Below are 10271 nucleotides of genomic sequence, written 5' to 3' on the forward strand. Positions count from 1 at the left end.
ATCAGCCGGTTAGGCGCGCCTAAGTATTCGACATCTCCGCAATTTGCCGAGGCTCGCTAACGATGGCTATCGCTTCTTCGCGCTTTTCCAGGTCAAGGAGCGACCCGGACGGTTCCGGGGGTCAGCAATCGACGAACGAGACGAACTCGTCCAGTTCCAGCTTGCTAAGCTCCATGTTGTTTTCCGGAATATTGTTGTCTGCATAGCCGAGTGACATTCCGGCCACGATCATCTCCCCGTCGGGAATGGCGAGGCCTTCACGAAGGACCGCCGATTGCAGCGACCAGATCTGCTGCGGGCAGGTGTCCAGCCCCCGGGCGCGCGCCGCCAGCATGATGTTCTGGAGAAAGCAGCCGTAGCAGATGAAGCTGGCCCATTCCAGGCGCCGGTCCATGGTGAAGATCAGTCCCACTGGCGCATCGAAGAACCGGAACTGCCGTTCGACGTCGCGCCGGCGCCCGACGATATCGCTCCTGTGCACGCCCTGCGCATCGCCCAGCATCCCGCGAAACGTATTGAAGCGCGACGAGAATGGCGCCGGCAATTCCTTTGGAAAGAACGGGTAGTCGGGCGCCAGTCCCTCAGGATCGGCGCGATACGCCTCGACCGCGGCTCCCGCAATCTTCTCGCGAGCCTTTCCGGTCAGCACATAGCAGCGCCAAGGCTGCGTGTTGCTCGAACTCGGCGCGTATTTCGCGACCGACAGGATGTCCCTGACAGTCTCGATCGGCACCGGCTGGTCAAGGAAGCCGCGCTTGCTGTGGCGTCCGCGAATCAGCGCTTCTGTAATCTGGATTGCCTCCATCTTCATGTCTCCGTTCTCGTGGTGGGGGTCGCTACGGTGGAAAGGATCATAGACACGCCCCTGCCTTGTGAAGACGGCAAAACTTGAAAGCTTCGTCCGGAAACAACGAACGACAGACCCCCATTCGCACATGTGCGGCGTCCAAAATCCTGGACGCTCCGTTCTCAAATCCCGCGCGCACGCGCGAACCCGATTCGCCTATCTTCCTACTCGGGATCGGAGCCCCCGATCGCATACGAAAACATGGTGGAGAAGTGGAATGAACCAGTTGAAATGCTTGCCGCAGGAAGAGATTGTCTGGGGACACGACGTGCTGAAAACCGTCGCCCCCTCCATGGGGAACTACGGCATCCGCCGTCCGATGACGTTCACGGTGGAATTCCTTGAGGCATTGAACCGCGAGCACCTGCAGCCTGCCATCGGCGACGGCGTGGGCACGTTCACCGGCCTGCCGCCGCATGTGCCCGATTTCGCCGTACGCGATGGACTGCGTGCCTGCATCGAGGCCGATGCGGGATCGATCATCGCCCTCGGCGGCGGCTCTGTACTCGACGCCGCAAAGGCAGTCTCGTACCAGCATTTCCAGCAGACAGGCCGCTACCTGCCCATTGCCGCGATTCCGACGACCCTGTCGGGTTCGGAGTTCTCCCACTACTTCGGCGTGACGGAAACGGACGGTCCCCAGAAGTTCAAGCGCAGTTATGCCGTGCGCGAAACGACACCCAGGCTGGTGGTGATCGATCCCCGGATGATTGTCGACACGCCACGTATGCTGCTGCTGAGTTCGGCCATCAAGGGGATCGACCATGCGGTGGAAGGCATGCGCCGGGTCGACGTGGATCACCCTCACGCCATCCTGGCCGCCAGAGGCGTGGAGCGCTTCCTTGGCGTGCTGGAGAAGTGGCCGCACAAGCTCGAAACGCGCGAGGCCATCGCGGGCGGCCACGTGTCGACCGACGACCTGTTGCAGCTTCAGCTCGCCGCGTGGCAGTGTTACTTCTATCCTGCTTCGGTCATCTACGGCCTGAGCCATCGCATCGGGCACATCCTCGGCGGGACGTTCGGGGTACCACACAGCGTGACATCGTGCATTGCGCTGGCGCCCGTCATCCGCGCCTGCGCCGACGTCTATGGCCGAAAGCTCGAGATTTTCTCCACGGACCGTGGCAGCCGCACGCCCGCCGCATTCCTCGCTGACCGCATCGAGGCAGCCGTGGACGCACTGGAATTGCCGAGCCGGCTCGGCGACCTCGATTTCGATCGGGCGAAGCTTCCCGAGATGGCGGCCCTGCTCAAGCAGAACTATCCCTCCGAGGTCGGCGATCTTGGCGAGGATGCCGGCACGAAGCTGGATGCGCTGCTGGAGAGCCTGTGGTAATGACCGGCCAGCCATCCGACAGCTTCCCGCATCCCCTCGGCCGGCGCCACGCACTCGATACCCTGATCACCGCGACAGGCCTGACGCAGATGGAGTCGATGCGGTCCGTCGCCGTTCCACAAAACTCGCCTGCCCCCACCACCACAAGGAGACCAAAGTGAACGATACCGTCAAGCCCGCATCCCCGGCACCGGCCGGAACGCCAGCCGGGCATACGCCATACAGTGACTGGTTACAGACAGACGTGCTCCACTCGCTGCAGCACCCGGTCAGCGATCATCCCGGCGAGCACGCCTGGATCGTATCGGCGCAGGTGTCCGAGCTCTACTGGATGCTGATCATCAAGGAAATGCAGGCCGCGCAGGCGCAATTGCGTGCCGATGACCTGACCGGGGCCTGCCGGACGCTGCGGCGCGTCGTCGCCCACCACGAGCCGCTCAATGCCACATGGCGCTCCATCGCGTGGATGACGCCGGTCGACCTGCTGGCCATCCTGTCCTGCGTTGGCCCGAAGTTCGGCAAGGACACCGCCCTCCAGGGCTGGACGTACCGGCAGATGGTCTACCTGCTCGGCATCAAGCAGGGGGAGCACCTGCAGCACTTCCTGCCGCAACCCCGGCGCTGGGAACAACTCAGCAGGGCGTTGGCAGAGCCGAGCCTGTATGACGACGTGCTCGCCCACCTGAGCCGCAAGGGCTTCGCCGTGCCGGCGGTGGTACTCGACCGCGATTTCAGTGTGCCCTACACGCCGGACAAGGCGGTCGAGAACGTCTGGCGCGAGGTCTACGCCGACCCGGACGGGTACCGGGAACTGCAGCAGCTCGGCGAGACGCTGGCCGATATCGCGGAGGGATTCTCCGCGTGGAAGCACCTGCACCTGATGGCGACGCGCCGGACGTTCGGCGCCCGGCCGGCCTACTTCGGCACCGAGGGCATTGCCTGGCTCCTGCCGACCATGAACGAGATCCCGTTCCCGGAACTCTGGTCTGCACGCGGCTTCATCGGCGATCCGCCCGCGGTATGTCCGCACGCCCGCGGACAAGGAAATGCCCGGGCTGCGGAGTGACGCGCTCAAGACGATCATGGAAACGGTCTACGATCACAAGATCGCGGTGCTCGAGTCCATGATCGTCAACCATGCCGGGGACGCAGGACTAGTTGCTGCCTGTCGCACCAGGATCGAGAAGGAACGAGGCGGCATTGCGGTCCGCCGCGATGCCGCATGCCAGCGCACCGCACGCCATCACGTCGAAGGCGTGCTGAAGGCGCTGGGCCGCACGCCGGGTTCCGCACCGGCCCCGTATCTCGCGGGATGCGCGTTCGCCCTTGGCGATTTGCTTTGGGGTGTCAACCTGGTGCGGCTGGCGTATCTGGGGCTCACGTCGATGTGGGACGACCTGCTACCGCCATCGCGCCGGATCGATGCCATGGCAAGCTGCGTGGAGACTGCGCGAGCCTGAGCGGTTGCCATCGTGTCACCGGCCTGTGGCGATGCAGGAATCGGGCGGAGACTGCGAGTCTCCGCCCTTTTTTACGATCAGGCTTTTACTTTCAGGCTGCCACGGGCTGCGGCTGGACGTGCAAGGCACGGGCGATGGTCGTCACCCTGCGGCCCTGGAACCGGGCAACCGCCAGGTGATCGTCGTCGGGCTTCACGGCGTCACGGTGCGAGACGTGAGTCGCGCCGTACGGAGTGCCGGCCTTGAACATCGCCGCGTCGGCATAGCCCAGCGGCACGATGATCAGGCCCAGGTGCGCCATGGGCGCGTAGGTCGCCAGCAGCGTGGCTTCATTGCCGCCGTGGCGCGAGGACGTCGAGCCGAAGACCGAGCCCACCTTGCCATTCAGTTTTCCCGCGAACCAGAGGCCGCCGAGCCCGTCGATATATGCCTTGAGTTCGGCCGAGATCGACCCGAACCGCGTCGGCGTGCCGAACACGATGGCGTCAGCCCACTCGGCATCGGCTTCGGTCGGCGCCTCGTATTTTGCGTTCATCTCCGTGGCGTTCTCGAGCCAGCCCGGCGCCTGTCGCATGACGTCGGGGCCGACAACCTCCCGCACACGCCGCATGCGGACTTCTGCGCCAGCCTCGAGGGCCCCCTCGGCGACAGCCTTGGCCAGCATCTCGGTGGAGCTGTTTCGTGAGTAGAAAACAATCAGTACTTTCGGTTTTTGCATGGTGATCCCCGGCAACGTCATACAGAGATGGGCTCGAGCCGGCCCAGCAGCTCGTCCTTGCGATCCGCCAGCCAGGGCGGGAGCTGAAACTCCTCGCCAAAATGGCCGGGCTCTTCATCGATCGCGAAGCCGATGTCGGTGGTGGTCGCCTCGAACATCACGCCGCCGGGCATCTTGAAGTACATCGAGCGGAAGTAGTTGCGGTGCACCGATTCGGACGTATCGATGTAGCCCAGGGCAAACATTCTCTCCTTCAGGATCGCCTGCTGTTCCACGTTGTCCACCGCGAAGGCCACATGGTGGACCGTGCCTTCGCCGTAGATCGACGAACCCTGGTGCCGGTCCGGCTCATGCAGGAACTCGACGATCATGCCCGGGCCGCCGTTGTACGTCTCGAAGCGGTAGTAGGATCCCGCCTGGCCTGCGTTCCGGAAACCGATCGCTTCGCTCATGAAGCGGATCGATTCGGCGACTTCCCGCAGCGACAGCGTGATGCTGTGGACGCCGCGGATGGCATGGGCTTCGGGGATATCGCTGGCCACGCAAGCCGGACGCGAATCGAGATCCGTTTCGACGAGATCGAACTCGATGCCGCACGGATGTTGGAACCGCTGGCGGCGCTCTCCGAAGCGCTCGACGATCTCGCTGTCATACGGCACGTCCATGGCATCGAAGCGGCTGCGCCAGAATTCGAGCGAGCCCTTGGGAACCGAGTAGTTGATGACCCGCACCTGGCCCGATCCCGGACGCGCCATAACGCCCCGCTGACGGAACGGGAACGACGTCACCAGGGTCCCCGGATCGCCATTCGCGTTGCCATAGTAAAGGTGGTAGATGGGATCCTCGCCGTCGAGAAGCACGGTCTTCTTCACGAGGCTCTGCCCGAGCAGCTTGACGTAGAAGTCCACATCCTCCTGTGCGTGCCTCACGCCGAGGGTCAGATGATGAAATCCCTTGAGCATTAACATTGTCCTCTCCAGTTTGAAATAGGCATGTAGAAACAGCACATAGCCGCTCCTGTGCAACAGCTTATGACGGCAGATACCGATTGGGCAGCCGTCACGGGTTGTACGCAGGGTTCTGCAAACTTGGACAATGCCGCCCTGTGAGGCGCGGTGCTCGAGGTGGCGCCGGATGGGCGATTCCCGAGGCTGTCGGGACGCAGACGCGGCACGGCGCCAAGGCTTGCCCGGGTGGCAGTGGGCGCCAGCGCTGGAGTATGATCGGGCGTCGCCCACTCACCCCCGCAACGAACGCAGCCGGCACTGGAATGGCCGGCGAGTCGCCATGCCATGCTAGATCTGAAGGACGTCCATTACTTCGTGCAGGTGGTCGACCGCGGCGGATTCACCGCGGCTGGCGAGGCGCTCCGGCTTCCCAAGTCCCAGCATGGCCAGCCAGATCAGGCTCAAAGAAAACCAAAGCCGTTGATTGAGGGTTATTCTTGGAATTCCAGTCATGATCTCGTTTTGGCTGGCACATCGGAGCTTGGTTTGCACGAATTGCCTCGCGCCTCGCCAGATATTAGAGCTCGGTCACGGCCCGAAGCTGGATCGTGCCTGTATGCCCCACCGTCCATCCTGCAATGTCAGCACGTAAAGTGATTCGTAGGTTCCAATGATCGAGTCGTCACTTCTGTACCTCGTGTAGCTGAGTGCGTAATGTGCCTTGTAGCTGTTGAACTGAATCAGATCCCTCCGAATCCATCGGCTGTATTTCCAGTCATCCTCTTCTTTTAGCCTGACGAACAGGTCCATCGGATTCTGGCCAGGCGCCTCGTAGACTTTGAACTTTCCGTCAGCCAACCGAAGATGAGGGAAATGCATCGTTGCATCCATGCCCCTCGCATCGTGTTCGTTCAGCGCGTCCATGAACCTGTCGAGCGTCGCCATGCACGCGGCGTGAATCTCTTCCTTGTTAGCAATCATCATTTTCTCCTGTTCAATTTCCAGACAGCCCGCAGACGTCGCGAAGATCGAAACGCGTCTGCGCGATGACCCGAACCTCGGCGTCTTGGTAAACAATGCAGGCACCGCATTGCCGGGCACCTTCATCGAACAGAGCAGTGACGACGTGACGCGATCTGTCAGCCCGTCGCAGAAGGGAAACTCTGCGAAGGCTCCTCCTGGCCAGTGTCGGACCAAAATCGCCACGTTCCCGTTCTCCTTGCCGCCAACGAAGTAGCCCTCGGCCGCCGGTACACCGTTCGGATGGTAATCTCGCCAGAGTCCTTCTTCTTTCCCTTCGACATACGTCCCCTCAGAGAGAATCGAGCCACTCTCTCCATAGTGAACAAATAGTCCATGGCGAAGCCATTTACTTCCATCCGGCGCGATCACGCGCGCGTAGCGATAGCGCACGTGTCCCGAGTCGTAGAGAATCTCAGCAATATCAAGGTTCGAGGAGGCGTTCGTCAGGCGCTCGTTCGGCAAGTGGAAATAGGCATTCTAGCCTTCGTCAACGACCGCTCATGGCGACTGATCGTCGTGGAGGCGGGTTAGGCGGCGCCACGTCGAACGCATCGTGGCCGCCTATACCAGTCACGCCGCGGCTTTAGTCGTCGAACAGCTCGTTCGCCACCCAGCCGTTCGGCGTAAGGGTAAAGCCTTCGCGCAGTTGCATCGTCCCCGCGCCTTCGATCACCCGAGCGATAATCGGAAACACGCGTCGCACGTCGGGCGAGCTGGTCCACGGCGCTGGATCGATCTTGTACGTGAACGTCACTACGGTCTTCGTCTTGCCGTCGCGCGTGAGTGGAGGTTCCCAGCCGATGATCCGGTCGAGCAACAGCTTCGCCACGCAGAAGTCGGCCGAATGCGTGATGCGACTCGTCGCCGTTGCAATGATCACCGGCTCGTGCAGGTAGTATTTCATGCCTTCCGCGGTCAGCGCATATTCGCGCGCTCTCAGCATCACGGTGCCGTCGTCGGTCTTGCGGATGACCATTGTGTCCTTCGAGGTGACGAGGCCAAGCTTTTCGAGCACAGGCATCTGCACCGCGTCGCGGTCTCCCACCTGCGGCTCCACGCTGGTCACGTCGATCGGCCAGTCGTACTTCGCGAGGCACAGGTTGCCCCGATGCGCGAGATAGTCGTTGAGCGCAGCGGTGAGATTCGTCATGTCAGCCGCCTGCATGTCGTGGCAGCCGGCAAGCAGGAAGCTGCCCGCAGCGCACGCCGCGCTGATCGCGGTCCGGACATACACGGTGTGTTGCTTTATCGCCATCGTGTTCTATTCGTTCAAGCCGTGCGAACCCGACAGAACCGCGCCATGACCTTGAGCGCGTCGGCTCAGTTAACGCAGGGCCCGCTGGTCGGTCGGCTGGCCGACAGCTGGTATCCGTCGGTCAGCGTGCCGAGGAAGCAGACCAAGTCCCGCACCTGCTGCTCGGTCATCGGTGGCGTCGAGCCGGCAGGGCGGCCGTCGAGCGGCACCTGCGTATCGATGTTGCCCCGATACGCCGAGGGCAGATCGTTGAACTTCTGAACGGTGCCGCCCGTGTATTGCGTCGTTACCAGCCCGTAGGTTAGGAAGTTCGGCGACGGCGTTGCAAGGGGCCTCCCGCCAACCGTCGGATACCAGATCTCAGGGTTCGTATCGCGCGTGTTGTAGAAGTGCACGACCTGCAGCAGCGAATGCATCACGCCGTTATGGAAGAACGCCTGGCGTGTGGCCACGTTGCGTAGCGTCGGGGCCTTAAACAGCCCGCAATATACGTCCGGCGCACCCGGCGAGCGCGGCATGTGATCCGTGCGTTCCGGCCCGCACAGGCCCATGTCGAAATACGTGGAATCTGCGTTCGCCGCGATCTCCGGATTGCGCGGCACGCCGATCGCCTCGAACATGAAGTCGGTGAAGAGCGCACTGCTGCCGTTGAAGCCCGCGCCGGGGTAGTGGCACGCGGCGCAGTTGCCGCTGTGGGCATTGCTGAACACGATCGCCCCCCGCATTTCGGCGGCCGTGAGCGTGCCGCCGATCTTGTTCTGCGCATACAGATCGTACTTGCTGCTGTACGGGTGGAAGCTTGGCTCTTCGATCTGATATGCCTGCAGCGCTTGCCCGATGTCGTTGAACGCCGTGGTCGTATCGTTGAACACGTTTGCCCCGAACGCTTGTCGGAAGGGCGCCGCGGTTGGACCGGCTTGCACAGCAGCCACCACGGCGGCCGGCGAAGCGTTGTCCATCTCGACCGGATTGAGTAGCGGCACGGCGGCCTGCACTGCAAGCGTATCGGCACGGCCGTCCCACATGAAACCACCGCCGGGGCTTGGGAGGCTCACGCCGTCCGGATTGACTGCCGAATCCGAATATGCTGGCGTGGTTTCTTTATAACGCAGCGATGGCACCGCGCGCGTACCTGGAGACTGCAGGTCGGGCCCGCCCAACTGCACCGCGAGGCTGTTCGGCGGCCCGTACGCGTAGCCAGGATCATGGCAGGTTGCGCATGACATCTTGCCCGAGCCTGAAAGAGTCTTGTCGAAGAAGAGCTGGCGGCCGACTTGGGCTACGAGGCTGAGCGTGGCGGTCGACGGCGACAGTGATGACCCACCTGGCGCAGAGGTGTCCGAGCCCGACGACAACGCGGGGCTCGATCCGCCACCGCTGCGGCAGGCAGTCAAAGCGAGCGCGAGCGCCCACAGCGCGCTGGCAATCAGTTTGCGCATCTCGGATTCCTTTCGGGCGACACTCGATACATCGCTGCAGTTCGGATCACGCTTGACCACAGTGCTGGCGCGCAGACGACCTTGCACGCGAATTGCCTCTTGACTCTCTTGAAGATAGGTAGCGAGATCCGACGAGGCAAGTAAGGTCGGGCGACGTCCCGAGTCAGAACGTGCGAAAGGGCACATTTGCAATAGTTAGCGTCCGATTCGCGCGATTTTCCGGCGGTTGAGAAAGCAGCAGCGACCAGGGCAGCAAGACGACTCCTACATTTTGCTTACTCGCGCAACTTCGACCATGAACTCGATCGAGATCCGCTCCCGTTATGTCATAGGCTTTCCTGAGTAATCGAAGCCAGGCCCTACATCAACTGCGGTAGCCATGTAATTACCCAATAGCGTGCGTTAGACGCGGATGGCCGCTTCGAGCAGCTCAGCGGCCGATGTCCACTATTGCAACAAACGTCGCATTTGGGTCGAAAGCGCCCGTCCATCATCCCCTTTGAGCAACACGCGCTTGCATGGGCTGCGCGGCAATCCAGCTAAGTCCGGTTTTCAATCCAGCAAAGCGCGCACCTAGTCCGGCCAATTCCGGGTACGCACAAATGGATGGGTGCGCCTCGTAAATCACATTAATCTCGGGTCGCGCATACTGTATAAATATACAGTACACTGGCTCTTAGCTACCCACGAACCAGCCATGGCCTGCCCTGCCCCCGAATCCATCCACCCCGCCCTCTGGCGAGCCTCGCAGTTGGCTCGGGCCGCCGGTCGCACTGTAGCGACCGGTTATCCCGACCTGGCCCGCGAATTGCCAGGCGGCGGCTGGCCAACCGGCACGCTGGTCGAGTTCCTGATCAGGCAGGCGGGCGTGGGCGAAATGCGGCTGCTTCGACCTGCCATCGTCGAGGTATCCAAGCGGCCCATCGCCCTGATTCAGCCGCCACATACCCCTCAGGCTTTGGCCCTGGCCAACTGGGGGCTGCCTCCGCAACAGTTACTCTGGATTCGCAGCCAGCGCACGGCAGACGCGCTATGGGCTGCCGAGCAGCTCTTACGCGCCGGGACCTGCGGTGCCGTGCTGTTCTGGCAGCAGCACGTCCGCAATGATGCTCTGCGCCGCCTACACCTCGCAGCGCAGTCCGGCGAAACCCTGTTCTGCCTGATGCGGCCGCTGGCCTGCGCGCGTGACGCCTCACCGGCGCCGCTGCGCATCGGCATCGCGCCGGCCGCCGGCGGCGTCGAACTC

General features: G+C 62.5%; 10 protein-coding genes and 1 pseudogene. 5 read left to right on the forward strand and 6 right to left on the reverse strand.

What is annotated here, in order from left to right; translation table 11 throughout:
- Window positions 1–121 precede the first annotated feature (121 nt).
- Entirely contained in the window at window positions 122–805 is a 684-nt protein-coding gene (locus ACYP5B_RS53385; RefSeq protein ID WP_459575621.1) for a nitroreductase, read from the reverse strand.
- Window positions 806–1064: 259 nt separating this feature from the next.
- Here ACYP5B_RS53385 and ACYP5B_RS53390 point away from each other — a divergent pair, with 259 nt between their 5' ends.
- From ACYP5B_RS53390 to ACYP5B_RS53400, 3 genes are all read left to right on the forward strand, one after another.
- On the forward strand, window positions 1065–2183 hold the full coding sequence (locus ACYP5B_RS53390) for an iron-containing alcohol dehydrogenase (protein ID WP_400094339.1): 1119 nt from the start codon (window positions 1065–1067) through the stop codon (window positions 2181–2183).
- A 157-nt stretch (window positions 2184–2340) separates the two neighbouring features.
- Complete coding sequence (locus tag ACYP5B_RS53395; protein ID WP_459575609.1) at window positions 2341–3249, forward strand: tryptophan 2,3-dioxygenase; 909 nt, start codon at window positions 2341–2343, stop codon at window positions 3247–3249.
- Window positions 3230–3643 carry a hypothetical protein gene (locus ACYP5B_RS53400; protein WP_459575611.1) on the forward strand — a complete coding sequence of 138 codons (414 nt, stop codon included), beginning with the start codon at window positions 3230–3232 and terminating at the stop codon, window positions 3641–3643. Before ACYP5B_RS53395 ends, ACYP5B_RS53400 begins: the two co-directional genes overlap by 20 nt.
- A 91-nt stretch (window positions 3644–3734) precedes the next feature.
- Here the strand turns inward: ACYP5B_RS53400 and wrbA are convergent, their stop codons facing one another.
- Both wrbA and ACYP5B_RS53410 read right to left on the reverse strand, forming a co-directional pair.
- Window positions 3735–4361 (reverse strand): NAD(P)H:quinone oxidoreductase, encoded by a 627-nt coding sequence (gene wrbA, locus ACYP5B_RS53405; RefSeq protein WP_459575623.1) that lies wholly within the window; start codon window positions 4359–4361, stop codon window positions 3735–3737.
- A 17-nt stretch (window positions 4362–4378) separates the two neighbouring features.
- Window positions 4379–5329, reverse strand: a complete 951-nt coding sequence (locus tag ACYP5B_RS53410; protein ID WP_045239060.1) for a ring-cleaving dioxygenase — start codon at window positions 5327–5329, stop codon at window positions 4379–4381.
- Window positions 5330–5653: 324 nt separating this feature from the next.
- Here ACYP5B_RS53410 and ACYP5B_RS53415 point away from each other — a divergent pair.
- A pseudogene (locus ACYP5B_RS53415) lies at window positions 5654–5746 on the forward strand (LysR substrate-binding domain-containing protein); the annotation flags it as partial.
- 150 nt (window positions 5747–5896) lie between these two features.
- On the opposite strand, the gene ACYP5B_RS53420 reads toward ACYP5B_RS53415, so the two are convergent.
- The 3 genes from ACYP5B_RS53420 to ACYP5B_RS53430 all read right to left on the reverse strand — a co-directional run bounded on the left by ACYP5B_RS53420 (window position 5897) and on the right by ACYP5B_RS53430 (window position 9025).
- On the reverse strand, window positions 5897–6793 hold the full coding sequence (locus ACYP5B_RS53420; RefSeq protein WP_400094331.1) for a toxin-antitoxin system YwqK family antitoxin: 897 nt from the start codon (window positions 6791–6793) through the stop codon (window positions 5897–5899).
- Between the two features lie 121 nt (window positions 6794–6914).
- The gene (locus ACYP5B_RS53425; RefSeq protein WP_400094329.1) at window positions 6915–7586 is read right to left on the reverse strand and encodes a hypothetical protein; all 672 of its coding nucleotides are present in this window, start codon (window positions 7584–7586) and stop codon (window positions 6915–6917) included.
- Window positions 7587–7651: 65 nt separating this feature from the next.
- Entirely contained in the window at window positions 7652–9025 is a 1374-nt protein-coding gene (locus ACYP5B_RS53430) for a cytochrome-c peroxidase (protein ID WP_459575613.1), read from the reverse strand.
- Window positions 9026–9722: 697 nt separating this feature from the next.
- Here ACYP5B_RS53430 and imuA point away from each other — a divergent pair.
- On the forward strand, window positions 9723–10271 hold a 549-nt coding region (imuA, locus tag ACYP5B_RS53435), incomplete at its 3' end, for a translesion DNA synthesis-associated protein ImuA (protein WP_459575615.1).

It is taken from the genome of Cupriavidus sp. 8B (genome assembly GCF_054589115.1).

What these genes read in the sequence shown, in the direction of transcription:
- ACYP5B_RS53390 (WP_400094339.1), top strand. Translation starts at nt 1,065, where the DNA reads ATGAACCAGTTGAAATGCTTGCCGCAGGAAGAGATTGTCTGGGGACAC.
- ACYP5B_RS53385 (WP_459575621.1), bottom strand. Translation starts at nt 805, where the DNA reads ATGGAGGCAATCCAGATTACAGAAGCGCTGATTCGCGGACGCCACAGC.
- wrbA (WP_459575623.1), bottom strand. Translation starts at nt 4,361, where the DNA reads ATGCAAAAACCGAAAGTACTGATTGTTTTCTACTCACGAAACAGCTCC.
- ACYP5B_RS53425 (WP_400094329.1), bottom strand. Translation starts at nt 7,586, where the DNA reads ATGGCGATAAAGCAACACACCGTGTATGTCCGGACCGCGATCAGCGCG.
- ACYP5B_RS53400 (WP_459575611.1), top strand. Translation starts at nt 3,230, where the DNA reads ATGCCCGGGCTGCGGAGTGACGCGCTCAAGACGATCATGGAAACGGTC.
- ACYP5B_RS53410 (WP_045239060.1), bottom strand. Translation starts at nt 5,329, where the DNA reads ATGTTAATGCTCAAGGGATTTCATCATCTGACCCTCGGCGTGAGGCAC.
- ACYP5B_RS53430 (WP_459575613.1), bottom strand. Translation starts at nt 9,025, where the DNA reads ATGCGCAAACTGATTGCCAGCGCGCTGTGGGCGCTCGCGCTCGCTTTG.